The sequence below is a fragment of the Micromonospora sp. D93 genome, from assembly GCF_018070365.1.
GTDB lineage: Bacteria > Actinomycetota > Actinomycetes > Mycobacteriales > Micromonosporaceae > Micromonospora > Micromonospora ureilytica.
Genome location: NZ_JAGPXW010000047.1, coordinates 8,103 through 33,380, shown reverse-complemented (window position 1 = coordinate 33,380; position 25,278 = coordinate 8,103). Strand labels below are relative to the sequence as shown.

At 70.6% G+C, this 25,278-nt stretch carries 25 protein-coding genes; 8 read left to right on the top strand and 17 right to left on the bottom strand.

From position 1 onward, the window contains the following. Window positions 1–133 precede the first annotated feature (133 nt). Window positions 134–2,254 (top strand): DEAD/DEAH box helicase, encoded by a 2,121-nt coding sequence (locus tag KBX71_RS32320; protein WP_247684475.1) that lies wholly within the window; start codon window positions 134–136, stop codon window positions 2,252–2,254. A 102-nt stretch (window positions 2,255–2,356) separates the two neighbouring features. Then, a complete protein-coding gene (locus KBX71_RS32315) occupies window positions 2,357–2,977 on the top strand; it encodes a putative glycolipid-binding domain-containing protein (RefSeq protein WP_210821509.1) in 621 nt (206 codons plus the stop codon). Window positions 2,978–3,040: 63 nt separating this feature from the next. Here the strand turns inward: KBX71_RS32315 and KBX71_RS32310 are convergent, their stop codons facing one another. Both KBX71_RS32310 and KBX71_RS32305 read right to left on the bottom strand, forming a co-directional pair. Further along, the gene (locus tag KBX71_RS32310) at window positions 3,041–4,132 is read right to left on the bottom strand and encodes a PLP-dependent cysteine synthase family protein (protein WP_210821505.1); all 1,092 of its coding nucleotides are present in this window, start codon (window positions 4,130–4,132) and stop codon (window positions 3,041–3,043) included. A 52-nt stretch (window positions 4,133–4,184) separates the two neighbouring features. Further along, a complete protein-coding gene (locus tag KBX71_RS32305; protein ID WP_124818345.1) occupies window positions 4,185–4,643 on the bottom strand; it encodes an Lrp/AsnC family transcriptional regulator in 459 nt (152 codons plus the stop codon). 270 nt (window positions 4,644–4,913) lie between these two features. Here KBX71_RS32305 and KBX71_RS32300 point away from each other — a divergent pair, with 270 nt between their 5' ends. Next, entirely contained in the window at window positions 4,914–5,180 is a 267-nt protein-coding gene (locus KBX71_RS32300) for a BldC family transcriptional regulator (protein ID WP_007454516.1), read from the top strand. A 101-nt stretch (window positions 5,181–5,281) separates the two neighbouring features. Here KBX71_RS32300 and KBX71_RS32295 read toward each other — a convergent pair whose 3' ends face one another. After that, window positions 5,282–5,911: a UbiX family flavin prenyltransferase gene (locus KBX71_RS32295; RefSeq protein ID WP_210821504.1), complete on the bottom strand. Its 630-nt coding sequence runs from the start codon at window positions 5,909–5,911 to the stop codon at window positions 5,282–5,284. A gap of 152 nt (window positions 5,912–6,063) precedes the next feature. Between KBX71_RS32295 and KBX71_RS32290 the strand changes: the two genes are divergently transcribed. Then, complete coding sequence (locus tag KBX71_RS32290; protein ID WP_210821503.1) at window positions 6,064–7,047, top strand: terpene synthase; 984 nt, start codon at window positions 6,064–6,066, stop codon at window positions 7,045–7,047. 21 nt (window positions 7,048–7,068) lie between these two features. On the opposite strand, the gene mqnP is transcribed toward KBX71_RS32290, so the two are convergent. Both mqnP and KBX71_RS32280 read right to left on the bottom strand, forming a co-directional pair. Then, window positions 7,069–7,980: a menaquinone biosynthesis prenyltransferase MqnP gene (mqnP, locus tag KBX71_RS32285; protein ID WP_210821502.1), complete on the bottom strand. Its 912-nt coding sequence runs from the start codon at window positions 7,978–7,980 to the stop codon at window positions 7,069–7,071. Further along, on the bottom strand, window positions 7,980–9,440 hold the full coding sequence (locus tag KBX71_RS32280) for a menaquinone biosynthesis decarboxylase (protein ID WP_210821501.1): 1,461 nt from the start codon (window positions 9,438–9,440) through the stop codon (window positions 7,980–7,982). Before KBX71_RS32280 ends, mqnP begins: the two co-directional genes overlap by 1 nt. A gap of 180 nt (window positions 9,441–9,620) precedes the next feature. Here KBX71_RS32280 and KBX71_RS32275 point away from each other — a divergent pair, with 180 nt between their 5' ends. Then, entirely contained in the window at window positions 9,621–10,496 is an 876-nt protein-coding gene (locus tag KBX71_RS32275) for an alpha/beta fold hydrolase (RefSeq protein ID WP_210821500.1), read from the top strand. Between the two features lie 24 nt (window positions 10,497–10,520). Here KBX71_RS32275 and KBX71_RS32270 read toward each other — a convergent pair whose 3' ends face one another. Next, window positions 10,521–11,075, bottom strand: coding sequence for a carboxymuconolactone decarboxylase family protein (locus KBX71_RS32270; RefSeq protein ID WP_210821499.1), 555 nt, complete (start codon window positions 11,073–11,075; stop codon window positions 10,521–10,523). An 83-nt stretch (window positions 11,076–11,158) separates the two neighbouring features. Between KBX71_RS32270 and KBX71_RS32265 the strand changes: the two genes are divergently transcribed. Beyond that, window positions 11,159–11,635 carry a MarR family winged helix-turn-helix transcriptional regulator gene (locus tag KBX71_RS32265; protein WP_210821498.1) on the top strand — a complete coding sequence of 159 codons (477 nt, stop codon included), beginning with the start codon at window positions 11,159–11,161 and terminating at the stop codon, window positions 11,633–11,635. 113 nt (window positions 11,636–11,748) lie between these two features. On the opposite strand, the gene KBX71_RS32260 is transcribed toward KBX71_RS32265, so the two are convergent. Next, complete coding sequence (locus KBX71_RS32260; RefSeq protein ID WP_210821497.1) at window positions 11,749–11,937, bottom strand: DUF397 domain-containing protein; 189 nt, start codon at window positions 11,935–11,937, stop codon at window positions 11,749–11,751. Then, on the bottom strand, window positions 11,928–12,191 hold the full coding sequence (locus KBX71_RS32255) for a Scr1 family TA system antitoxin-like transcriptional regulator (protein WP_307847444.1): 264 nt from the start codon (window positions 12,189–12,191) through the stop codon (window positions 11,928–11,930). The genes KBX71_RS32260 and KBX71_RS32255 overlap by 10 nt, the downstream gene beginning before the upstream one ends. Before the next feature lie 290 nt (window positions 12,192–12,481). Here KBX71_RS32255 and KBX71_RS32250 point away from each other — a divergent pair, with 290 nt between their 5' ends. Next, window positions 12,482–13,843, top strand: coding sequence for a hypothetical protein (locus KBX71_RS32250; protein WP_210821496.1), 1,362 nt, complete (start codon window positions 12,482–12,484; stop codon window positions 13,841–13,843). Window positions 13,844–13,925: 82 nt separating this feature from the next. On the opposite strand, the gene KBX71_RS32245 is transcribed toward KBX71_RS32250, so the two are convergent. The 7 genes from KBX71_RS32245 to hemL all read right to left on the bottom strand — a co-directional run bounded on the left by KBX71_RS32245 (window position 13,926) and on the right by hemL (window position 21,456). After that, complete coding sequence (locus tag KBX71_RS32245; protein ID WP_210821495.1) at window positions 13,926–15,407, bottom strand: ATP-binding protein; 1,482 nt, start codon at window positions 15,405–15,407, stop codon at window positions 13,926–13,928. 64 nt (window positions 15,408–15,471) lie between these two features. After that, complete coding sequence (gene ccsB, locus KBX71_RS32240) at window positions 15,472–16,443, bottom strand: c-type cytochrome biogenesis protein CcsB (protein ID WP_210821494.1); 972 nt, start codon at window positions 16,441–16,443, stop codon at window positions 15,472–15,474. Next, the gene (locus KBX71_RS32235; protein ID WP_210821493.1) at window positions 16,443–18,080 is read right to left on the bottom strand and encodes a cytochrome c biogenesis protein ResB; all 1,638 of its coding nucleotides are present in this window, start codon (window positions 18,078–18,080) and stop codon (window positions 16,443–16,445) included. Before KBX71_RS32235 ends, ccsB begins: the two co-directional genes overlap by 1 nt. After that, window positions 18,080–18,898: a cytochrome c biogenesis CcdA family protein gene (locus KBX71_RS32230; RefSeq protein ID WP_196928747.1), complete on the bottom strand. Its 819-nt coding sequence runs from the start codon at window positions 18,896–18,898 to the stop codon at window positions 18,080–18,082. Before KBX71_RS32230 ends, KBX71_RS32235 begins: the two co-directional genes overlap by 1 nt. Next, a complete protein-coding gene (locus tag KBX71_RS32225; RefSeq protein ID WP_210821492.1) occupies window positions 18,898–19,464 on the bottom strand; it encodes a TlpA disulfide reductase family protein in 567 nt (188 codons plus the stop codon). The genes KBX71_RS32230 and KBX71_RS32225 overlap by 1 nt, the downstream gene beginning before the upstream one ends. Continuing rightward, window positions 19,464–20,171 carry a histidine phosphatase family protein gene (locus KBX71_RS32220; RefSeq protein ID WP_210821491.1) on the bottom strand — a complete coding sequence of 236 codons (708 nt, stop codon included), beginning with the start codon at window positions 20,169–20,171 and terminating at the stop codon, window positions 19,464–19,466. The genes KBX71_RS32225 and KBX71_RS32220 overlap by 1 nt, the downstream gene beginning before the upstream one ends. Continuing rightward, complete coding sequence (gene hemL, locus KBX71_RS32215) at window positions 20,119–21,456, bottom strand: glutamate-1-semialdehyde 2,1-aminomutase (RefSeq protein WP_210821490.1); 1,338 nt, start codon at window positions 21,454–21,456, stop codon at window positions 20,119–20,121. The genes KBX71_RS32220 and hemL overlap by 53 nt, the downstream gene beginning before the upstream one ends. 192 nt (window positions 21,457–21,648) lie before the next feature. Between hemL and KBX71_RS32210 the strand changes: the two genes are divergently transcribed. Beyond that, window positions 21,649–21,984 carry an STAS domain-containing protein gene (locus KBX71_RS32210; RefSeq protein ID WP_210821489.1) on the top strand — a complete coding sequence of 112 codons (336 nt, stop codon included), beginning with the start codon at window positions 21,649–21,651 and terminating at the stop codon, window positions 21,982–21,984. Between the two features lie 14 nt (window positions 21,985–21,998). On the opposite strand, the gene KBX71_RS32205 is transcribed toward KBX71_RS32210, so the two are convergent. Continuing rightward, window positions 21,999–22,553: a two-component system response regulator gene (locus KBX71_RS32205; protein WP_210821488.1), complete on the bottom strand. Its 555-nt coding sequence runs from the start codon at window positions 22,551–22,553 to the stop codon at window positions 21,999–22,001. Further along, window positions 22,550–25,278: HAMP domain-containing protein (locus KBX71_RS32200; RefSeq protein ID WP_210821487.1), on the bottom strand; the 2,729-nt coding region annotated here is incomplete at its 5' end. The genes KBX71_RS32200 and KBX71_RS32205, both read right to left, overlap by 4 nt.

Below are 25,278 nucleotides of genomic sequence, written 5' to 3'. Positions count from 1 at the left end.
CAGACCGCCGTACACTGGCTGAGATCACTGACCCGGCGCGCGTGGTGTGCGCCCCTGGGCGATCTTGCGGGCGATCCGGCGGTACAGCCGCGGCAGGCCATCGCGAAGATGCGCCCCGCTCGAAAGGTTTTTGTTGACCACCTCTGCTGACCCCAGCACCGTTTCGTCCGTTTTCAACTCAGTCCCGGCGACCGACACCGCCCGGGAGCAGCTCGACGTTCCTCCGAGCGAGGCCGGCACCGCGCCGGCGGCGACCGTCACCCCGCAGGCCGAGCCCGCGCCGACGGAGGCCGCCGAGCCGATCAGTTTCGCCTCCCTCGGCCTGCCCGAACCCCTGGTCCGCGCGCTGGCGCAGCAGGGCATCACCAGCCCGTTCGAGATCCAGCGGGCCACCGTTCCGGACGCGCTCGCCGGCCGCGACGTGCTGGGCCGTGGGCAGACCGGTTCGGGCAAGACGCTCGCCTTCGGTCTGCCGATGATCGCCCGGCTGGCCACCCGCAACCGGGCCCGGCCGATGCGTCCGCGCGCCCTGGTCCTGGTGCCGACCCGCGAGTTGGCCATGCAGGTCAACGACGCCCTGGTGCCGCTGGGCAAGTCCGTCGGCATCTTCCTCAAGACCGCCGTCGGCGGTGTTCCGTACGACCGTCAGATCGACGCGCTGCGCCGCGGCGTGGAGATCATCGTGGCCACCCCGGGGCGGCTCGGCGACCTGATCGAGCGGGGCATCTGCCAGCTCGACGAGGTCGAGATCACGGTGCTCGACGAGGCCGACCAGATGGCCGACATGGGTTTCCTGCCCGAGGTGACCGATCTGCTGGCGAAGACGCCCGCGAACAGTCAGCGGCTGCTCTTCTCGGCCACCCTGGACGGTGACGTCGACGCGTTGGTCAGGCGGTTCATGACCGACCCGGTCACCCACTCCACCGCGCCGTCCACCGCCTCGGTGTCCACCATGGACCACCACATGCTGTTGATCCCGCCGCACGAGAAGTTCCCGGTCGCGGCCTCGATCGCTGCCCGGGACGGCCGGACCATGGTCTTCGCCCGTACCCAGCTCGGGGTGGACCGGCTGGTCGAGCAGCTCGCGGCCGTCGGCGTACGCGCCGGTGGTCTGCACGGCGGCAAGACCCAGCGGATGCGCACCAAGACGCTTGCCGAGTTCCGTGAGGGCCGGATGAACGTGCTGGTCGCCACGGACGTGGCGGCCCGGGGCATCCACGTCGACGGGGTCACCCTGGTGCTGCACGTCGACCCGCCGAAGGACCCCAAGGACTACCTGCACCGCGCGGGACGTACCGCCCGGGCCGGCGAGTCGGGCGCGGTGGCCACGCTGGTGCTGCCCAAGCAGCGCCGCACCACCCTGGCGATGATGGAGAAGGCAGGTGTCGCGCCGGCCGAGACCCGGGTCCGGGTCGGAGACGCGGCGTTGGCCGAGCTGGTCGGCGCCCGCGAGCCCAGCGGCGTTCCGGTCCGCATCGAGGCGGAGCCCCGGGGCTACGGCGACCGCTCCGGCGGCCCGCGCCGGTACGACGACCGGTCCGGGGGGCCGCGTCGGTTCGGTGACCGCACGGGAGGCGAGCGCCGCTACGGCGACCGTCCGCAGGGCGACCGGCGCTTCGGCGACCGGCCCACCGGCGAGCGCCGCTTCGGCGACCGCCCGCAGGGTGACCGCCAGTACGGCGACCGCCCGCAGGGTGACAGGCGCTTCGGCGACCGCCCGCAGGGCGAGCGGGGCCACGGCGACCGGCCGCAGGGTGACAGGCGCTTCGGCGACCGCCCGCAAGGTGACCGGGGCTACGGCGACCGGCCGCAGGGTGACCGGGGCTACGGCGACCGCCCGCAGGGCGAGCGCCGATACAGCGACCGGCCGACCGGCGAGCGTCGGTTCGGCGACCGTCCGCAGGGTGACCGCCAGTACGGCGACCGCCCGCAGGGCGAGCGGGGCCACGGCGACCGCCCGCAGGGCGAGCGTCGGTTCGGCGACCGTCCGCAGGGTGACCGCCAGTACGGCGACCGCCCGCAGGGCGAGCGGGGCCACGGCGACCGCCCGCAGGGCGAGCGTCGGTTCGGCGACCGGCCGCAGGGTGAGCGGCGCTTCGGCGACCGGGACGCTCGGGGTGGTTTCCGCCCGGAGAGCCGGGTTCGGGACGACCGGCCCCGCGATGACCGGCCCCGCGATGACCGCCCGCGTGAAGACCGGCCGCGTGACGATCGGCGCGGTTTCGGCGGGCGACCGCCGGCGCGTACTCACTGATTGATCCACCGAACGCCGTCGCGAAGCCCAGGCTTCGCGGCGGCGTTCGCGCATGCCCTGCCGATGTCGGTCGGGTCGCGTAACGTCCGGCTCATGCCGACCATGCCGAAGTCAATCTTCTGGTCCCGGACGGACACAGCCGGCAGCGAGCAGGTCCTGCTCGACGACGGCCACGGGTTGGCGGCCCGGGGCACCCTGCTCGCCGTGGACCCGATTCCGTGGACCGCCCGCTACCAGCTGACCACCACGCCGGACTGGGCCACCACCCGGGTCGAGGTCGAGGCCGAGGGGCTCGGCTGGCTACGCCGGGTGACGTTGGAGCGGGCCGCGGGCCGGTGGCGGGTGACAACCGCCGAGCAGGGCGACCTGGACGCGGCCCTGGTCGCGGCCGGTCATCCCCGGGCCGGGCTGCCCGGCACTGACGACCCGGATCGGCTGGCCGACGCCCTCGACGTCGATCTGAGCGGCTCGCCGCTGTTCAACACCCTGCCGGTCCACCGGCTCCGGATGGCGGCCGAGCCGGCCGATGTGGCACACCGGATCACCGTCGCCTGGGTGCTGCTGCCCGGCCTGGAGGTGGTGCCGGCCGAGCAGATCTACACCGGTCTGGGCCCGGGTCGGGTGCGCTTCGCGAGCGGCACCTTCACGGCCGACATCGATCTGGACGACAGCGGCTACGTGGTGCGCTACCCCGGGCTGGCCGAACGCATCGACCCGCGCTGAGAAGCGCTCAGGCGGGCCAGGCCCCGCTGCGCGATTCAGGCGGGCCAGGCCCCGCTGCGCGATTCAGGCGGGCCAGGCCCCGCTGGCCAGGAAGCGGTCGATCGTGGCCAGGTGCGGGGCCAGGTCGAGGCCCTGGGCGGCCACCCAGTCGTCGGCGTAGTACGTGTCGGCGTACCGGTCGCCCGGGTCGCAGATCAGGGTGACCACCGAGCCGGTCCGACGCTCGGCGAGCATCCCGGCGATCAGGCCGAACGCGCCCCACAGGTTGGTGCCGGTGGACCCACCCACCCGACGGCCGAGCAGCGCCGACCCGGCGCGCATGGCGGCCAGTGACGCCGCGTCCGGCACCTGGACCATCCGGTCCACCACCGAGGGCAGGAACGACGCCTCCACGGTGGGCCGGCCGATCCCCTCGATACGGGAGCCCTTCCCGGTGCGTACCGACCAGTCGGCGGCCAGCCAGGCCGGGTAGAACGCCGAGTTCTCCGGGTCGACCACGCAGAGCTTGGTGGCGAGCCGGCGGTACCGGGCATAACGGCCGATGGTCGCGCTGGTGCCCCCGGTGCCCGCACCCACCACGACCCAGGCGGGGATCGGGTGTCGCTCCAGCTCCAACTGCGCGTAGATCGACTCGGCGATGTTGTTGTTGCCCCGCCAGTCGGTCGCCCGCTCGGCGTAGGTGAACTGGTCCATGAAGTGCCCGCCGGAATCCTCCGCGAGCCACCGGGCCTCGACCACCACGCTTGCCGGGTCGTCCACCAGGTGGCACCGGCCACCCTGGAACTCGATCTGAGCGACCTTCTCCGGCGAGGTGGAGGCGGGCATCACCGCGATGAACGGCAGGCCCAGCATTCGGGCGAAGTACGCCTCGGAGACCGCCGTGGACCCCGACGACGCCTCGACGATCGTGGTGCGCGGCCCGATCCAGCCGTTGCAGAGCCCGTAGAGGAACAGCGAGCGGGCCAGCCGGTGCTTCAGCGAGCCGGTGGGGTGTGACGACTCGTCCTTGAGGTACAGGTCGATCCCCCATTCCCGAGGCAGCGGGAACGGCAGCAGGTGGGTGTCGGCCGAGCGGTTCGCGTCCGCCTCGACGGCGGCGATCGCCTCGGTCACCCAGGTCCGGCTGGCTTCGTCGCACCTGTCGAGATGAGTCACGCTCGGAAACCTAGCAAGCAGGTCAGCGGTGGTCAGCGCCGGTACGAGGTGGTCAGGCCGCAGCCGGGCCGACCGGCTGGGGGCGGTTCTCCCATTTGGTGGAGAGCGCGATGGCGGTACGGGTGGAGGCGACCCCCGGCGTCCGGTTCAACCGCACGATCAACTGCTCCAGCTCGGCGATCGTGCCGACCCGCGCCTTGAGGAGGAACGACTCCACGCCGGCCATGAAGTAGCAGGACTCGATCTCGGGCAGCACCCGCAGCGACTCGAGCATGTCGTCGGTGTCGGCACCGGAGTCCTCGACGATGCCGATCAGCGCTGTGACACCCAGCCCGATCGACTCCGGAGCCACGTCCGCTCGGTAGCCCCGGACCACCCCGCTGCTCTCCAGCTTGCCGACCCGCTCGTGCACGGCCGGGGGTGAGAGGCCCACCTGGCGGGCCAGCTCGGCGTACGAGAGGCGCGCGTTGCCGCGCAGCAGGTCGACGAGGCTCAGGTCGATGGCGTCCACAGAGAGTGACCTTAACTGTTAGCGCGTAACGTGCGGCCTTCGGCACCCGTTGGACTGAGCGGTGAGTCACTGTTCATAAACCGCCGGTCAGGGCAGAGGTAGCACCAGTAACATTACTAACTCCCCACTCAGTGCATTTTTCGCGTTTGGGCGGACAGGCCATGTCCCTGGTGCTGTAATTGCCATACGTCCCTCATGACGGCTCTGGGCTACGCACCAGCCGGGGGCAGTGTGTTCAGCCGGGGGCTTCGTCGACGCGAGGAGGGGGCTGTGGACACTGGAGATCGCCTGCTGACACCGGGTGAGGTCGCCGCGCTGTTTCGGGTAGACCCGAAAACGGTGACGAGATGGGCGGCGGCCGGCCGGATAGGAAGCATCCGGACTCCAGGCGGGCATCGCCGGTTTCGGGAATCCGAGGTGCGAGCCCTGCTTGAGGGGGAGGGCATGCTGGACGAGGTGGATGAGGTCGGTAAGCCACGCAATGTGGGGCCGGCGGCATCCACGGGGCCGGGTCCGGCCAACGCCGGCATGTACTGAACTGGTGCGGACAACGCCACGCGGACCGGACACCAGTCCGGTCCGCGTCCCGCTTCGGCCAACCGTGGCATGAACGGGACGGTCCGGCACGAGCGGACGGCTCAGCTTCGGGCCGCCCCAAGTTGGCCGGACCACCGCCGGAACAGGGTGTGCTTGACGCCGAGCGCGTCCAGCACCTTGCCGGCCACGAAGTCGACCAACTGCTGCGCGGTGGCCGCCGCGCCGGCGCCGTAGAAGCCGGGGCTGGCCGGCAGCACCACCGCGCCCGCGTCGTGCAGCGCGATGAGGTGCTCCAGGTGGCTGCGGGTCACCGGTGTCTCCCTGGGGACCAGCACCACGGGACGGCGTTCCTTGAGGTTGACCTCGGCGGCGCGCTGCAACAGGTCCTTGGAGAGGCCGATGGCGACGCCCGCGCAGGCTGCGGTGCTGGCCGGGACCACTGCCATCCCGCGTACCCGATAGGAGCCGCTGCTCGGCCCGGCGGCGAGGTCGCCGGCCGGCCAGTGCCGCACGTCCGCCCCGGTCAGGTCCCGGTCGAGCCAGGCGGCGAGGTCCTCGGCCCAGTGCCCGTCACGGAAGGGTCGGCCGGTCTCGTCGAGCACGGTGAGGCGCGCCGCCCGGGACACGATCAGGTCCACCGGCTCGCCCGCGTCGAGCAGTCCGCCGATGACGGCCGCCGCGTACGGCGTACCGGAGGCACCGGAGACCCCGACCACCCATGGTTCCCGCATGCCCCCAGCCTGCCTGGTCCGGCTGGTTCGCTGGTGGGCACCCCCGGCGTTGGTCCGGTCCGACATGTCGGGCGGGGTACCTGCGTATCCCGCCGACCTGAGATGCTGCCGCTGGCGATTCGCACCGGAAGCATCTCGCAGAGGAGGCATCGGTGACGACCGGCGAGATCCTCCGGGCGCTGCGTGCCGAATGTCCGATCCCGTCCCGGCTTCCCCCACAGGCCGATCGTGTGCAGGGCTGGCTGCTCGGTCTGGTGCCCGAGCTTGGCCTCGCACTTGACGACGCCGCGCTGCACCGACTGTCCCGGGGAGCCTTCGCCCGGTACGCCGGACGGCTCTACCCGGAGGCGACCGAAGCCGACCTGCGGGTGCTGGCCGCGCTGTTCACCTGGTTCTTCCTGGTCGACGACGCCTGCGACGGGCCGAATCGGTTGACCCCGGAGCAGATCCGGGCGCTGCGCAACGGCACCCTGGCTCTGCTGCACGACGGCACCCGGCTGCGGCAGGCCGGGCTCACCGGCCCGCTACGACGACTGCTGGTGCTGGCCTGGCGGGAGCCGCGCCGCCGGATGCCGGCACGGTGGCGGCATCGTTTCGCCGACGCGGTGGCCCGGCACCTCGACGGCACCTGGCAGGAGGCGGTCAACAAGGAGGCCGGCCGCCGCCCCAGCGTCGACCAGTACGTCGAGCTGCGCCGGTCGACCTCGGCGGCGGAGGTGTCGTACCCGCTTGTGGAGTTCGTCAGCGGTCGGCCGCTGCCCGACCCGGTCTACCACCACCCGCTGCTGCGTCAGATCGCCCGCACCGGCAACGACCTGCTCTCCTGGTACAACGACCTGGCCTCGCTGGAACGGGACCGGACGACGGCCGGCGGGCACAACATCGTCCTCGCCCTACAGGCCGAACTGGCAGTGCCCGAGGCGGAGGCGGTCGAACGGGCGGCCGAGCACTGGCGGGCGGCGATGCGACGCTTCGTCGCGCTGCGAGCCGAGGTGCCGTCGTTCGGCCCGACGTTGGTCAAGGCGGTCACCGACCATCTCGACGGTGTCGCGTACGCCGTGCGCGGGACCATCGACTGGACCTTCGAGAGCGGCCGCTACCCCGTCAGCTCCACGCCGCCAGCCTCAGGGCCGTAGGCCGAGCCGGATCACCCAGCCTCAGGGCCGTAGGCCGAGCCGGATCACCAGGTCGAGCAGAGCGAAGAGGAACAGCGCGATGCCGACGAACCCGTTGGCGGTGAAGAACGCCCGGTTGACCTTGCTGAGGTCGGTCGGGGTGACCACCAGGTGCTGGTAGGCGAACGCCACGGCGGTCAACGCCAGCCCGATCCACCAGAGCCAGCCGAGACCGATCAGCCCACCGAACCAGATGAACAGCGCGAACGTCACCACGTGCGCGACGGTGGAGGCGTGCAGCGCGAAGCGTCGACCGTAGCGGGCGGGCACGCTGTGCACACCGATCTCCCGGTCGATCTCGGAGTCCTGGCAGGCGTAGATCAGGTCGAACCCGCCGATCCACAGGCCCACGGCCGCGCCGAGCAGCCAGGCCGGCCCGGAGCCGGACAGGGTGCCGGTGACCGCCAGCCAGGCGCCGACCGGGCCGACCGCCTGGGCGACCCCGAGGATGGCGTGCGGCCAGTTGGTGAACCGCTTGGCGTAGGGGTAGACGACGAGCGGCACCACTGCGAGCGGCGCGAGCACCAGGCAGAGCGGGTTGAGCAGGGCGGCAGCGACGAGGAAGACCACAAGCGCGACGGCCGCGCCGGTCCAGGCCGTCCGCACGCTCACCGCTCCGGTGACCAGTTCCCGACCTGCGGTACGCGGGTTCCGCGCGTCGATCTGGCGATCCAGGATCCGGTTGGCGGCCATCGCGAACGTCCGCGCCCCGACCATCGCCACGGTGATCAGCAGCAAGTCCAGCCACCGCACCCGCCCGCCGTTGACCTGCATCGCGGTCAGCGCCGAGAGGAACGCGAACGGCAGCGCGAACACGGAGTGCTCGACGGCGACGAGCTTCAGGAAGGACTTGGTCCGGCCCGGCTTCGTGGCCGGTGCGTCGAGGACGGCCATCAGATTCCGTACTCCTTCCAGCGCTTGTCGACCAGGGCCGTGACTTCCGGGCTCATGCTCATTTCCTCCGGCCAACCGCGGCTGTAGCCCTCGGTGGGGAGCTTGCGGGTCGCGTCGACGCCGGCCTTGCCGCCCCAGAACTGCTGGTACGACGAGTGGTCGAGGTGGTCCACGGGGCCCTCGGTGAGCAGCAGGTCACGCGCGTAGTCGACGTTGCCGAAGGCACGGAAGGCGACCTCGTTGTAGTCGTGCACGTCGCAGTCCTCGTCGACGATCACGATCAGCTTGGTCAGCGACATCAGGTGCGCGCCCCAGATCGCGTTCATCACCTTCTGCGCGTGCTTCGGGTAGCGCTTGCGGATGGAGACGATCGCGCAGTTGTGGAAGACGCCGGCGGCCGGCAGGTCGTAGTCGACGATGTCCGGGATCATCAGCTTGAGCAGCGGCTGGAAGATCCGCTCGGTGGCCTTGCCGAGGCCGTGGTCCTCCTGCGGCGGCTTCGAGGTGACGATCGAGTGGTAGACCGGCTTGCGCTGCATGGTCATCGCCTCGATGTGCAGCACGGGGAACGGCTCGACCGGCGTGTAGAAGCCGGTGTGGTCGCCGAACGGCCCCTCGGGCAGCCGCTCACCCGGCTCCAGGTAGCCCTCCAGCACGATCTGCGCGTGCGCCGGCACCTGCAACGGCACGGTGAGGCAGTCGACCATCTCCACCCGCTCGCCGCGCAGGAACCCGGCGAACAGGTACTCGTCGATGTCGCTGGGCAGTGGCGCGCTGGCCGCGTACGAGACGACCGGGTCGCAGCCGATCGCGACCGCGACCGGCAGGCGCTGCCCCAGCCGCTCGGCGACCGCGTGGTGCGCTGTGGAGTCCTTGTGGATCTGCCAGTGCATGCCCAGGGTGTTGCGGCCGTGCTGCTGGAGTCGGTACAGGCCCAGGTTGCGCTTGCCGGTCTCCGGGTGCTTGGTGTGGGTCAGCCCGTAGTTGTGGAAGATCCCGCCGTCGTCGGGCCAGACCTGCAACCCCGGCAGCCGGTTGAGGTCGACGTCCTCATCCCGGTAGACGACCTCCTGGCAGGGTGCGGTCTTCACCTTGCGCGGCGGCAGCGACTTGAGCTGCATGACCTTGCCGAGACCCTCGCGGATGCCCGACCAACCGACCGGCAGCTCCGGCTTGATCAGCGCGCCGATCCGGGCGCCGACCTCGTCCAGCGAGTCGACGCCGAGGGCCATCGCCATCCGCTTCTCGGTGCCGAACAGGTTGATCGCCACCGGCATCTCGCCCCGGGTCGGACGCTCGAAGAGCAGCGCCGGGCCGCCGGCCCGCACCGTGCGGGTGACCACCTCGCTGATCTCCAGGGTCGGGTCGACCGGGACGTCGACCCGGCGCAACTCCCCCGCGCGCTCCAGCGCCGCGAGAAAGTCCTTGAGATCGGTGTACGGGAAGCCACGAGCCGCCATGTCGCCCAGTCTCCCGCACCGGCTCCCGCACGGCCCAAGCCGGGTGCTGTGACGCTCGCGATCCCGCCGACGCCAACTGGGTCTGGATCAACGGGCCGGGCCCACACCTCGCGGGCATGGCTGGCGGTTGAGCGGGTAGCCGGGCAGGCGGCGGGCACGCGCGGACGGACGGAGGCGGCGATGGGCGGGGAGCGGGTTCCGGCGGGGTTCACCGAGCAGCGGGCACGGGTCGGCCAGATCACCATGAACTACGTCCGTGGGGGCAACGGCCCACCACTGGTGCTGCTGCACGGGTATCCGCAGTGTTGGTACATGTGGCGGCACCTGCTGCCCGAGTTGGGGCGATCCTTCGACGTGGTCGCGCCCGACCTGCGCGGCTTCGGGGGCAGCGACGCCCCGGACGGCGGGTACGACAAGAAGACGGTCGCCGCCGACCTGCACGGACTACTCGACCAACTCGGCTTGGTCGGTGACCTTCGGCTGGTCGGGCACGACCTGGGGACCATGGTGGCGTACGCGTACGCCGCCGCCCATCCGCAGCGGGTGAGTCGGCTGGCGCTCACCGAGGCGCCGATCCCCGACGAGAGCATCTACACGTTCCCCGCGCTCACCTCGGCCGGGCCCGGGGTGTGGAACTTCGGCTACTTCTCCCTCGGCAACGGGCTCCCGGAGGCACTGGTCAGCGGGCGGGAGTCGCTCTGGGTGGACAAGTTCACCGACGCGCTGATGGTGCGCAAGGGCAGCATCGCCGCGCCCGACATCGAGGAGTTCGCCAGCCATCTGCGCGACCCGGCGCATCTGCGGGCCAGCTTCGCGTACTTCCGGGCGTTCGAGCAGGACATCGCGGACAACGCGGCGAACCGGGGCACGAAGCTGACCATGCCGGTGCTGGCCGTCGGAGCAGCGGCCAGCCTGGGAGGGCAGGTTGGCGAGCAGGTTCGCCGGTACGCCGACACGGTCCGCGGCGAGGTGATCGAGGACTGCGGGCACTGGCTGTACGAGGAGCGCCCCGACGAGATGCTCGCCCTGCTGCGCGACTTCCTCGGGGCCTCCTGAGCAGCAGCCGGCCGGCACCCTCGGTCAGGCGGCTGGCGACCAGGCGTGGGCGGCCAGTGGCGGGTCGAGCGGTGCCCGGGTGAGCCGGTTGGCAAATGTGGACATGGTGTACGCGCCGATGCCGAGCACCACGTCCAGCGCGTGCCGGGGCTGGTAGCCGGCGGCCAGGAAGTCGTCCAGCTCGTCGTCGGGCACTGCACCCCGGTGGTCGAGCACGGCCAGCGTGAAGCGGCGCAGCGCCTCCAGTCGCGGGTCGGGCAGCACCGAACCGGCACGCAGCGCGGTGATCAGCTCGGGGGTCGCGCCGAGTCCGGTGAGCTTGCCGGTGTGCAGGGCGACGCAGAAATGGCATTCGTGACTTGTGGAAACGGTCAGGATGACCACCTCCCGGTCCAGTGGGGCGAGGTCGGTCTGCTCGAAGCCCGTACTGGCGGTGAGGAAGCCGGTAAGCAACTGCGGAGAGTCGGCCATCAGCGCCACCGGGGTGGGCAGCCAGCCGAACCGGCCGCGTACACCCTCGATGGACCGACGGGCGGCGGCGGGTGCGGTCTCGGCGGTGTGGGCGGTGAAGACGGACATGGTTACCTGCTTTCCGGAACCTGGATCGGGGGACGCTACGATAGTCAACGTGGTTGACGAAATAGTAAACGTGGTTGTCGAACATGGCAACCGCTGATCCCGCCCGCCCCGGCTTCGCGCTGCCACTGCTGCTGCTGGCCGGCTTCCGGACGCTCATCGACGACCTGCACACCGAGCTGGCCCGGGAGGGGCATCCGGAGCTGCGACCGTTGCACGGGTTCGTGCTCCAGGCCGTTGGGGCGGACGGCACCACCGCCACCGAGCTGGGCCAACGGCTGGGCATCTCCAAACAGGCAGCCGGCAAGACCGTCGATCGGCTGGTCGCCGTCGGCTATCTGGAGCGGGTCGACGACCCCTCCGACGCCCGACGCCGGTTGGTCCGGGTGACACCGCGCGGTGCCGACGGGTTACGCCGCTCGGCCGAGATCTTCGACCGGCTGCGTGCACGGTGGACCGACGCCCTCGGCCCGGAACGGGTCAGCGCGATGGAAGACGACCTGCGCACGATGGCCTCGGCCAACTGGTTCCGGCTCGACGTGCCCGGCTGGTTCGGCGGCTGATCGCAGGGCCGCCGACCGGCTGCCTGGTTCGGCGGCTGATCGCGGCTGCCGACCGGTTGCCCGGCTCGGCGGCTGATCGCGGCTGCCGACCGGTTGCCCGGCTCGGCGGACGGTCAGGGGGTGCGGGCCAGCTCGACGAAGGCCCGCCACGCGGCCGGGCTGAAGGTCAGCAGGCCGCCGTCGCGGTCCTTGGAATCGCGGACGTGCACCCGGCCGGCCAGGTTGTCGGCGACCTCGACGCACGCGCCACTGTTGTTGCCGCTCCGGGTGGACTTGTGCCAGCGGGCTCCGGTCAGATCCATGGCTTCACGATCTCCTCGAGCAGGTCGATCGACTGCTGCCGGGGCAGCGCGTCACTGCGCAGACTCTCCCACCTTCCGAGCAGGGTCGCCACCTCGTTGATGTCGTCCACGGCGGTGCCACCGGTCTGGTTGTCGAGGAAGCCGAGCCAACTGCCGTCGGCGGTGCGGCCGAGGATGAACGGCCCGAAGAGGCCGGCGTGCAGCGCGGTAACACGAGCTGCGACCCGGGCCTGACCGTCCGGCTCGGCACTCACCACAACATCCACTCGGGTTTCAGGAAGTCGCGGCGTCCCGGGTCGCAGGACACTTCGATTTCCTGAGAGCCGAGTGGATCAACGGCCGACACCGTCCAGGTCGAGCGGGCGTTGCGGGCCTGGCGACCGGCGCGGCGGACACCGACCGGATCCCGTTTCGACGACGATCGCGAGCTGGTCGACTGATCGAGAACTGTCACAGGTGATCTCTAAGATCATGGATGCCGGTCGGGTCGGGGTGCTGCGAACCCGGCTTCTACCGACCGGCTCATCCCTCTCCAAGGAGATCCATGAGATCTGTGCACGTTGCGCGTGGCAGGCTCTTGCACGGCCTGACCGCGCTGGTCGTGGGCACCGCAGGGGTCGCCGTGGCGGCTGGCCCGGCCGCGGCCCAGGACGACCCCGGTTGGGTCGACGGCTGGCTGGGTGACGTCACGGTTGGCGGCCCCGGCGCTCCCGGCCGCACGGTGCCGCTGACCCTGAACAGCACCGGCGCCAGCCAGCCCCGGGTGACGATCGACCTGACCGGCCTGACCGGGGTGGCCACCGCCGACTTCCCCGACTACTGCGTCACCCAGGGCACGTCGGTGACCTGCCCGATGCCGCCGACGGCCGTCGACGAGTTCGGCACGCTCACCGGCACCGTCCCGGTGGTGTTCCGGCCCGCGCCCGGCGCGGTCGACGGCGCGACCGGCACCCTCGACTACACGGCGCTCGGCGAGCAGACCGAGGCGTACACCCAGCAGGCGACCGTCACCGTGCGGTCCGGGCCCGACCTGCTCGACACTGTCGACGAGCACCTGACCGGCGTCGAGGTGGGCGACAACCTCGCCGTACCGGTGTCCGTGGTCAACGCCGGTGACCAGCCGGCGGTGGACCTGCGACTCACGCTCCGCTTCCCGGTGGGCCTGGTCCCGCCCAGCTACGGCAACTGTCGGTACGGCACCAACCAGTCGCTCGCCACGGTGGTGGTCTGCACCGTGCGGGGCACGTTCGCGCCCGGCCAGCGCCACGACCTGCGGGGCGGGCTCGGCACCACTGTCGGCCCGGCGACGCTCGGCAGCAAGCGGATCACTCAGGTCGTGGAGCCGCTGGCCAGTGCCGGGCCGCTCCCGAGCGGCGTGAAGCTCAAGAGGCGCGACGCCGACCAGGCGCTGCGGCTACGGCCGGTGGGCGCAGCGCTCGACGTGATCCCGGTCGAGGCGACCCGGGCCGAGGGCCAGACCTACCTGCGCGGGGTGCACGGCGCCTTCGACATCGTCGCCAAGGGCGCGGCCGTCACCGGAGCCGTCGGTGACACCGTGCGGGTCACCGTGGGTCTGCGCAACAAGGGTCCGGGCGTGCCGGATGGCAGCATCTCCGGCGAGAGTGTCGGGGCCTTCCAGTTCACCCCACCCACCGGGGTCACCGTGCTGGCCACGCCGCCGGGTTGCTGGCTCAGCGGTGACGAGGAGGAGCCCGAGACTGTCCCGGCAACCTGGTACTGCAACGGGTCGGGGTCGGTCTTCCCTGCCGGCAAGACTCACACGGTCGGGTTCGACCTGCGGATCGACAGCCACACCGGGGCCCCCGGCGAGGTCCAGCCGTCCCAGCGCTATCCCCGGGTGGACGACAACCCGAGCAACGACATCGCCCCGGTGACCGTGAACTGACCAGACCCGACGAAACGATCCGGGCCGGTCACGGATTCGTCCGTGACCGGCCCGCACATCCTCCCGCGCGGCCCCGACACCCTCAGTCCCCCGAATAGAGCCGCGACGGATCGACGAGAACGACATCGGGACGCTGACCGGCCGTGTGCCGAAGCTCGTCGGTGAACCCCGCCGCGCTCGCGAGCAGCAACCGGGCGTCCCGCACGTCCAGGCCGGGACGCGCGGCGAGTAGGTCACGTGCCCGGCTCAGTCGATCCAACTCGGGCCGACCCAGTGTGCGACCCCACTTGACCTCTCCGATGGCGAGCAGCGGCCGAGGGCCGTCGCCGAACGGCGGCTCGCCGAACGCCACCAGGTCGAGTTCCAGGCTGGTGCGGGTGGAGGGATCGGTGAGGACGGCCGCGCTGGCCTCCGCGACGACACCGCCGAATGTCTCCGGCGCGGCGAAGCGCAGGGCCCACTGCCGGACGATCTCCTCGAACGCTGGCCCCAGCACCCCGCTTGAGTACCGGCGATTGGAACGCCTCCAGACGTCCGCGCCACGCCGCTGCTCCAAGGCCGTCCAGGAGGGCCGCATGACCGCCTGATAGAAGGTGATCAGGGGTTCGGCGATGCGGTAACGGCTACGCCCGCTACGGAGCGGATCGGGCTCACGAATGAGGAGACCGGCGTCCTCAAGGACGGTGAGCGGGTGCTGGAGGTCGGTGGCCTTCCGTCCGATGTACCCGGCGATCCCCCCTCGGGTGCCGTTGCCTTCGGCGACCGCGGACAGCACAGAATGGTAGAGCGCGGTGTCCCGCAGGTCGGGATCCTCGGCGAGCAGATAGCGAGCCTCGCGGAACAACGGGCGGGCCGGATTCAGCACGGCGCGCACGACCCAGTCGTCGAAATCGTCCGGCCCGTCGGGCACATCGTCCTGGACGTATTCCCGTCGGTAGGCCGGCGTGCCCCCGACGATGGCGAACACACGGGCAGCGAGGTAAGGATCAACGATCCCCCAGAACGTCGCGGCGGCCCGATAGTCCAACGGTGGCACGGGCAGTTCCAGCCCCGCCCGTCCGCGCAGCGGGGCCGAACCGGCAAGCAGACCGCCCATGAACGACAGTGCCGAACCGCACAGCAGCAGGCGCGTACGAGATTCGGTGCGCTCGACCCGGCCCGGCGTGAGGGCGTGCTGAATGATCGACGGGAGATCCCGACTGGATCGGGCAAGGTAGGGGAACTCGTCGATCACCACGGTGACCGGGCGGCGCTGGCCCAGTGCGAGCAGCGCGTCGACCGCACTCGACCAGTCTTCCAGGCGAAGCGGACCAGGCGCGTCGGTGTGCCGGCCGAGAGCCTCCCCGAGTCGACGCAGCGATTCTGCCGGGGTCGCCTCGGTCGCGCCAAAGTAGAAACCGTCGGTGGCGCGGGCCAACTCGTACAACAGCAGAGTCTTGCCCTGCCGGCGACGGCCGCTGACCACGCCAAGCGTCGCGCCGGGCCGGTCGTCCGCGGCGAACCGGACCAGCTCCGCCCATTCGACGTCACGGTCGAAGATTTCCGCTGGTTTGGAGAGCTTCACTGCCACATCCCCACAGAACGTAGAACTACGCTTCTAAGAAGTGTAGTTCTACATTCTGTCAGGATCAGTCCAGCCCGCCGTACGAGTGCAGGCCGGTGAAGAAGATGTTCACGCCGAACAGGTTCATCAGCATGGTGAGGAAGCCGAGCACCGCGATCCAGGTGGCCACGTTGCGCTTGACGCTGGGAGTCGCGCGGGCGTGCAGGTAGCCGGCGTACACCACCCAGGAGATGAACGCCCAGGTCTCCTTCGGGTCCCAGCCCCACGGCCGACCCCAGGCCGCCTCGGCCCAGATGGCACCGGCGATCACCGCGAAGGTGAAGATCGGGAACGCGAAGGCGTGCAGCGCGAAGGTCAGTCGCTCCAGGCCGACCGCGCCGGGCAGCCGCTTGGCCAGGGTGTACGGGAAACTCCGCTTGCCCTGCTCGTACCCGTTGCGCATCAGGAAGCCGACCGCCGGCACCACGCCGAGCAGGAAGATCCCGGACGCGAAGACGATCGTCGAGACGTGGATGACGAACCAGTACGAGTTCAGAGCCGGCACCAGCGGCACGATCGGCACGTACAGCACCAGCTCGGCGGTGGCGACCAGCAACACCATCACCAGGGTGAGGAAGAGCCCGAGCTTGCGCAGCGTCGGCCGCTTCCAGAGCACCACCAGCCAGGCGGCGACCCCGATGAACGTCACAGTGAGCACGAACTCGTACATGTTGCCCCAGGGCATCCGGTCCGCGGCGAGCCCGCGGGTGACCAGCGCAGCCAGGTGCAGGGCGGCCGCGACCGCTGTGGCGCCCACCCCGATCAGGCCCGCGAGCCGGGCCCGCCCGCCGGAGCGGTCGGCGGTGGGCGGCGACGGGACCGGCGCGGGCGGCGTCGGGACGACACCGCCGCCGGCACCTACCAACTCGCGCACCGGAGCCGCCGTGGCGACCCGGTTACGCACGTTGCCCAGCGCGTACTCGACGGCGTGGCCGATCATCGCGACCAGGTAGGCCAGGATCGCGAAGGTCACCAGATTGTCGGAGAGTGCGGACATCACTCGGCTCCTTCTCGCACGCCGGCCCGGTCAGCGGAGTCAGCTTCAGGCCGTTCGGCACCGCTGACGGCGGCGACGAGCTGGGTGAACTCGTCGGCGAACCCTGGATAGTCGGTACGCGGCAACCCACCGACCTCCATCAAGCTACTACCGCTCGTCGGAGATCCTTCCCCGGGGTCGCCCGGCACCACCCGGAAGAACACCCGGCGGCGCTTCCCGAACAGCGAACCCATCAGCCCGACCAGCAGGACACCGCAGCTGACCAGCAGCATCGTCGAACCGGGATCGTGCCGGATGGAGAGCGTGACGTACCGCTCGGTGCCCAGGAACTCGACAGTCGTGCCGTCGTCCAGCTTCCAGGTCTCGCCCTTGCGGAGCAGTTTGGTGCCGACCTCCTTGACCTTGCCGGCCCGCACCTGCCGCTGGTCGAGTTGGTAGACCGAGCCGGGGATACCGGCGTCCAGACCGAGGTTGCCCCGGTAGGCGACCAGGTTCAGCGCCGGGTTCCGCTCGGTCGGGTACTGCGACCTGACGAACGGCGCCTGCTCGGGTGCCGTGGGCAGGTAGATGCCGGTGAACGCCATTTGCTGGTCGGGTGCGCGCTGGCCGGTCGCCGGGTCGACGTTCGCGTCCGGGAAGGCCGCCAACCCCTCACTGGTCAGGCCCATGTCGCCGGTGGTCAGGAACGGCTCGTCACTGATCTGGCTGTTGCCGAACCGGTCGGTGTAGCGGATCACCGGGGCGTACCCGTGGCCGAGCAGGTAGACGCTCGCGTCGTTCAGGCGCAACGGCGAGTTCACCGAGAAGTCGGCGCTGCGGGTCGGCTCGTCCGGGCCGTCGACGGTGACAGTGGCGTTGAAGAACTCCGGCTGGCCGGACGGCAGGAACCGGGCCTGGAAGTCGTCCAGCCGCAGGCAGAAGCGGGGCAGGTCGGCGCTGTCCACCTGCGGGCCGAGCTTCGCCTCGGCGTACTGCTGGCGGGTGTTGCAGAACGCGTTGTCCGCGCCGGCCACCAGCAGCCGGTTGCCGCTCCAGCCGTACCAGGAGCCGAGCGCCACCCCGATCAGCACAGCGATCAGTGAGGTGTGGAACAGCAGGTTGCCGGTCTCCTTGAGGTAGCCCTTCTCGGCGGACACCTCGTCGCCGCGCACCTCGACCCGCCAGCGGCGCTTGCGCAGCGCCTCGGCGATCGCCGCCGCCCCACCGGACGGGGCGGGCAGCACCGTGTGCTGCGGCAGCCGGGCCATCCGCTTCGGCGCGGCCGGCGGCCGGGACCGCAGCGCGCGGACGTGGTCGCGCAGCCGGGGCGTGATGCAGCCGATCAGGGAGATGAACAGGAGCAGGTAGATCGCGGAGAACCAGACCGACCCGAAGACCTCGAACGCGCCGATCCGGTCCAGTCGGGGGGCCCAGTCCGGGTGGTCGACGAAGTACTCGTTGACCTTCTCCGGGCTGATCCCGCGCTGCGGCAGCACCGAGCCGGGGATGGCGGCGATCGCGAGGAGGAAGAGCAGGATCAGCGCCGTACGCATGCTGGTGAGCTGCCGCCACGAGTTGCGCAGCAGGGCCAGCAGCCGGTTCGGCCGGCGGCGTGGCGCGGGCGCCACGGTCTCCGGCCGGTCGTCGACGACAGTCATCAGATGCTCACCTCGCCCACCCCGACGGTGGTCTGCAACCAGATCACGAAGCTCTGCCATCCGCCGGTGACCAGGGCCAGGCCGATCAGGATGAGCAGGGCGCCGCCGACCCGGGTGACCCAGCGACTGTTGCGCCGGACGGCGCGGAAGACCCCGAGCAGGCGTTCGAAGCCCAGCCCGAAGACGATGAACGGTATCCCCAACCCGAGGCAGTACGCCACGGCGAGCACCACCGCGCGGTCGCTCTGGCCGCTGGCGGTGGCCATGCCCATCACCGCGCCGAGCGTCGGGCCGGTGCAGGGCACCCAACTGAGTGCGAAGACCGCACCGAAGACCGGTGCGCCGAGCAGCCCGGCCGACGGCAACCGGGAGATCCGGAACTCCCGTTGCAGGGCCGGGATCATCCCGAGGTAACTCAACCCCGCCACGATGATCAGCACGCCGACGCCGATCTGCAACTCGCGCTTGTAGTCGAAGAACACCCGACCGATGCCGGCGAAGAGGATCGCGGTGGCCACGAAGACGACAGTGAAGCCGCCGATGAAGAGCAGCGTTCCGGCGAGTACCCGACCCTTGACCGCGCCGACCCGCGCGACCCGCTCCTTGACCGCGACACCCCCGCCGGCCGGCGTGGGATCGGCCTCCGGCCGCCGGCCCTCCAGGTCGGCGCCGGCCAGACCGGTCACGTACGACAGGTAACCGGGGACGAGCGGGAGCACGCACGGGGAGAGGAAGCTGACCAGGCCGGCGAGCGCCGCCGCGCCCATGGCGAGCAGCAGCGGCCCGTTGAGGGCCAACTCCCGGAAGGTCTCGCCCATCAGTTCGGCGCCGACTTCTCGGCGGCGATCCGTTCGACGATCGGTTGCAGGCCCTCCTGCTTGACGGCGGCCCGGATCACCGCGGCGATCCGACCCTCGCGGTCGAGCACAACTGTCGCCGGCACGGTGTTCGGCGGGATGTCCAGGTCGAGCGCCAGCCGGCTGGACGGGTCGAACAGGCTCGGATAGGTGACCCGGCCCTTCTCGAACGCCTTGGCCTTGTCCCGCGAGTCCTGCACGTTGATGCCGAGGAAGCTCACCCCGGTGCCCTTGGTTGCCTGGTAGGTGGCCTCCAGGTCGTCCGCCTCGGCGCGGCACGGCGCACACCAGGAGCCCCAGAAGTTGACCACCACGACCTGGCCGCGGGCCTGGCTCACGTCGTAGGTGCCGCCGAGCAGCAGCTCACCGGCGAGCTTCGGAGGTGCCGAGCGCTGGTCCGGCGCGCACTCGAAGATCCCGTCGGTGGTGGCCGTGCAGGTCTTCTCCTGCCCCTTCGACGTGCAGCCGACAAGCGCCACCGCGGCGACGGCGGCGAGCAGACCGGCGGACCACCTCCGGGCGTTCATCAGGCCCCCTTGGCCGTCCGGGCTGTCGCGGAGAGAGCGATCAGGTGCGCGGCCGGCTCGCTGTAGCCGATGCCCGCCACCTTCGCGCCGTCGAAGTGGAACGAGGTGAGGCTCGCCAGCCCGCACTGCCGCTTGCGCGGATCGTGCCAGAGCCGCTTGCGCTCGACGTGGCGGCGCAACGTCCAGATCGGGAGCTGGTGCGACACCAGCACCGCCTCGCGTCCCTCGGCGGCGACCCGGGCGGCGTGCACGGCGGCGAACATCCGCTCGGCGATCACCCGGTACGCCTCACCCCAGGACGGGGTCATCGGGTCGCGCAGCACCCACCAGTTGCGCGGGTCGCGGAACGACCCGTCACCCGGGGAGACCTTCTTGCCCTCGAACCAGTTGGCGCTCTCGATCAGCCGCTCGTCCACCCCGACCGGCAGCCCGAACTGGGCGGCGATCGGCTCGGCGGTCTGCTGGGCGCGCTCCAACGGGCTGGCCACCACGTGCACGATCTCCCGCTCGGCCAGGCCCTCAGCGGCGGCCTTGGCCATCTGCACGCCCAACTCGGAGAGGCGGAAACCGGGCAACCGGCCGTAGAGGATCTGCTCCGGATTGTACACCTCGCCGTGCCGAAGCACGTGAACCACAGTCTTACTCACCGCTGCACTACCCCCCGTGACCGGCCACTGCCGCCGCGTTCGCCGCCGTCGGCAGCGCATCGGCAATGTGTTCCAGAGCGGCGTCGTCGAGCGCCGCCGACACGAACCACGACTCGAACGCGCTCGGCGGCAGGTAGACCCCGGCGGCGAGCATCGCGTGGAAGAACGCCTTGAACGCCGGCACCTGCTGGGTGCGTGCGCTGTCGAAGTCGACCACATCGGCGTCGGTGAAGAAGATCGAGAACATGCTGCCCGCGTACGACAGTCGGTGCGGGACCCCGGCGGCAGCCAACGCCTCGGACGCCAGCTTGCCCACGACGGCGGCCGTCTCGTCGAGGCGCTGGTACAGCGCGTCGTCGGCGAGCCGCAGCGTCGCCAGACCGGCGGCGCAGGCGAGCGGGTTACCCGAGAGGGTGCCGGCCTGGTAGACCGGGCCGGCCGGCGCGAGCCGCGACATGATGTCCGCGCGCCCGCCGAACGCCGCGGCGGGCAGGCCACCACCCATGACCTTGCCGTACGTCCACAGGTCCGCGTCGGAGGCGTCGAGGCCGTGCCACCCGGCGCGGGAGACCCGGAACCCGGTCATCACCTCGTCCACCACGAGCAGGGCGCCGTGTGCGTGCGCGATCCGGGCGAGCTGCTGGTTGAAACCGTCGCGGGGAGCGACCACGCCCATGTTGCCGGCGGCGGCCTCGGTGATCACCGCGGCGATGTGCTGGCCCTCGGCGGCGAAGACCTCCTCGACGGCCCGGATGTCGTTGTACGGAAGAACTATCGTCTCGCTGGCCGCCGCGCCGGTCACGCCTGGCGAGTCGGGCAGGCCCAGGGTGGCCACGCCGGAGCCGGCGGCGGCGAGCAGCGCGTCGACGTGGCCGTGGTAGCAGCCGGCGAACTTGACGATCTTCGAGCGGCCGGTGAAGCCACGGGCCAACCGGATCGCCGACATGGTCGCCTCGGTGCCGGAGTTGACCAGACGGACCTGCTCGACAGGGGTCCGGGCGACGATCTCGGCTGCCAACTCCACCTCACCAGGGGTGGGCGTGCCGAAGCTGGTGCCCAAGGCCGCGGCGGCCTGGACCGCCTCCACCACCTCCGGGTGGGCGTGCCCGAGGATCAACGGACCCCAGGAGCAGACCAGGTCGACGTAGCGGCGACCGTCGGCGTCGTACAGCCACGGGCCCTCACCACGGACCATGAAGCGCGGGGTGCCGCCAACCGCCTGGAAGGCGCGCACAGGGGAGTTCACCCCGCCCGGCACGATGGCGCGGGCGCGGTCGAACAGGGCCTCGGAGGCCGGCGCGTCGGCTGGGTAGCGGCCGGATCCGGCGGGAAAGATGTCGGTCACGATGCCGCCATTGTGACAGCGCCGGACGGTCAACAAGCAGCCACCCCGTGGTGGGGTTACCCGGCTCACCCGTGATCTGCGCCCGTCAGCAGCGGCGACACGGGGGCCTCGCGGCCTGGAGGGCGACGGCTCGCGGCCTCGACAGGCCAGGCTCGACAGGCCAGGCCGGTCGGATCGCGCTAGGCTGACCGGGTGGATCGTGCCGAACTGTCCATCACGCTACACCGGACGGGCGACGAAGCAGTCTTGCGCCTAGCCGGTGAGATCGACATGCTCACGGCGGCGCAGCTCTCCACCGTCGTCAACGAGGTGCTGGCCGACCCGCCGCCGAAGATCGTGCTCGACCTCGGCGGCGTGACCTTCTGCGACTCGCAGGGCCTGGGCACCCTGGTCGTGCTCAGCCGCAAGGCCAGCCACTCCCAGAGCCTGCTGATGCTGACGCACGTGGGCGACTTCCTGATCCGCGTACTGGACATCACCGGTCTGCGCAGCGCCCTGATGATCCGCAACGACCAGCCCACCGGCTGAGCCGCCCCGCCGCGTCAGGCGGTGTTGCCCCAGCGGGCCTGTTCGAGCAGCCGTACCGCCCGGTCCCGGACCTCCGGGTCGTCCGAGCGCAGCAGCGTGGTCGCCTCGTCGACCGCGTCGGTGAGGCGACGCCACTGCGTGTCGCGCTCCCGGACCAGGTCCGACTGGGTGGCCAACTGCCGGGTCTTCACCCACAGCTCCACGAAGACGGACACCTTGGCCCGCAGCACCCACGGGTCGAACGGCTTGGTGAGGTAGTCCACCGCACCCACCTGGTAGCCCCGAAGGGCGAGCTGGGCGTCCCGGTCAGCGGCGGTGAGGAAGATGATCGGCACGTGCCGGGTCCGTTCGCGGCGCTTGATGTGGCTCGCCGTCTCGAAGCCGTCCATGTCCGGCATCTGCGCGTCCAACAGGATCACCGCGAAGTCGTCCACCAGCAGCTGCTTGAGCGCCGCCTCGCCGCTCTCCACCGCCACGGACTGGACCGGCAGCCCCTGAAGGATCGCCTCCAGGGCCGTCAGATTCTGCCGCCGGTCGTCCACGAGCAGCGCTTTGGCCATCTGGGTCACGAAGTCTCCTCGGTCCGGCTGCCGTTGATCCAGGACGACATCAGTTCGATCAGGTCGTCCAGGTCGACCGGCTTGGTGATGTAGTCGCTGCCCCCGGCAGCGAGCGCCGACTCACGGTCACCCGGCATCGCCTTCGCGGTCAGGAAGACCACCGGGAGGTCGGCGAACCGGTGGTTGCGGCGAATCTGACGTGTGGTCTCGTAACCGTCCTGGTCCGGCATCATGGCGTCCATCAGCACGATGTCCACCTCCGGATGCTCGGCCAGCAGGCGGACACCGTCCGCCCCGTTGTCCGAGTACAGCACGGTCATCCCGTGCAGCTCCAACGCGCTGGTCAAGGCGAAGACATTGCGCACGTCGTCGTCCACGATCAGCACTGTGGCGCCGTCGAGTTGGCGGGTGGCCGGGGCCTCCGGCCGGTCCGGCAGCAGTTCCAGCGGCGGCATCAGCAGCGACGCCGGCAGGCCGGCGCGCTGCGGAGACGGCGTCTGGGGCGCGACCACGGCGTCCGGGGCCAGCACCTGCGGCACGAACAGGGTGAAGGTCGAGCCCTGACCGGGCGCGGACGAGACCGTGATCGTGCCGCCGATCAGCCGGGCCAGATCGCGGCTGATCGACAGGCCCAGACCGGTGCCGCCGTACCGGCGACTGGTCGTGCCGTCGGCCTGCTGGAACGCCTCGAAGATGATCGACAGCTTGTCGTCGGAGATGCCGATTCCGGTGTCGATCACGGTGAACGCGATCACCTGCTGGGCGTTCGTCAGCGCCGGGACGTCGAAGACCGCGTTCTCCGCGGCCGGGGCGATCCGCAGCGTCACGGCACCGTTGTCGGTGAACTTCACCGCGTTGGAGAGCAGGTTACGCAGGATCTGCTGCAACCGCTGCGGGTCGGTCACCAACGCCGGCGGCAGATCCTTGCTCACCCGTACCTGGAAGTCCAGGTTCTTCTCCTCGGCCTGCGGCGCGAACGCCTGCTCGACGAAGCCGCGCAGCTCGGTGAAGCGGATCTCGGTCGGCTCGACGTCCATCCGACCCGCCTCGATCTTGGACAGGTCGAGGATGTCGTCGATCAGACGCAGCAGGTCGGAGCCGGACCCGTGGATGGTCTTGGCGAACTCGATCTGCTTCGGGCTGAGGTTCTGCTCCGAGTTCTCGGCCAGCAGACGGGCCAGCAGCAGCAGCGAGTTCAGCGGGGTCCGCAGCTCGTGGCTCATGTTGGCCAGGAACTCCGACTTGTAGGCCGACGCCCGGGTCAGCTGCTGCGCCTTCTCCTCCAGGCCCAGCCGCGCCAGCTCGATCTCCCGGTTCTTCGTCTCGATGTTGCCCTTCTGCTCGGACAGCAGAGTGGCCTTCTCCTCCAGCTCGGCGTTGGTGCGCTGCAACTCCGCCGACTGCTCCTGCATCTCGTGCGCCAGCCGCTGCGACTGGGCCAGCAGCTCCTCCGTACGCCGGTTGGCCTGGATGGTGTTGACCGCGATGCCGATGGTGAGCACCAGCCGCTCCAGGAACGCCAGGTGTAGCGAGGAAAAGGCCGACACGCTTGCGAACTCGATCACCCCGAGCAGCTCACCCTCGAACAGGACGGGGAGCACCACCAGGTCGGACGGGGGTGTCTCGGCCAGACCGGACCGCAGGGTGAGCCGGCTGTTCGGGGAGGCGCTGACCCGGATCGTGCGACGGGAGAGCGCGGTCTGCCCGACCAGCCCCTCGCCCGGCCCGAAGGTGACGTCGTGTCCCCGCGCCACGTACCCGTACGACGAGGTCAGCCGCAGCCGCATGCTGCCGTCGGTGTCGTCGGCCAGGAAGAAGGCGCCGAGCTGGGCGTCGACCAGCGGGGTCATCTCCGTCATGATCATGCGGCAGACCTCGCCGAGGTCGCGCTGGCCCTGCAACAGGCCGCCGATGCGGGCGAGGTTGGAGTCCAGCCAGCCCTGCTCGGCGTTCTTCTTGGTCGTCTCCCGGAGGGTGACGATCATCTGGTTGATGTTGTCCTTCAGCTCGGCGACCTCGCCCTGCGCCTTGACCGCGATCCGCTGGGTCAGGTCGCCTCGGGTCACCGAGGTGGACACCTGGGCGATGGCACGCAACTGCGTGGTCAGCGTCGAGGCGAGCTGGTTGACGTTCTCGGTGAGGTCGCGCCAGGTGCCGGAGACGCCCTTCACCTGCGCCTGGCCGCCGAGCTTGCCCTCGATCCCGACCTCGCGGGCCACCCGGGTCACCTCGTCGGCGAACGACGACAACTGGTCGACCATCGTGTTGACGGTCGACTTCAGCTCCAGGATCTCGCCCTGGGCGTCCACGGTGATCTTCTGCGACAGGTCGCCCTTCGCCACCGCCGTGGTCACCGAGGCGATGTTGCGGACCTGACTGGTCAGGTTCGACGCCATCGAGTTGACGTTGTCGGTCAGGTCCCGCCACGTGCCGGAGACACCCTTCACCTGCGCCTGACCGCCGAGCTTGCCCTCGGTGCCCACCTCACGGGCCACCCGGGTCACCTCGTCGGCGAACGACGACAACTGGTCCACCATCGTGTTGACGGTCGACTTCAGCTCCAGAATCTCGCCCCGCGCGTCCACCGTGATCTTCTGCGACAGGTCACCCTTCGCCACCGCCGTGGTCACCGAGGCGATGTTGCGGACCTGACTGGTCAGGTTCGACGCCATCGAGTTGACGTTGTCGGTCAGGTCCCGCCACGTGCCGGAGACACCCTTCACCTGCGCCTGAC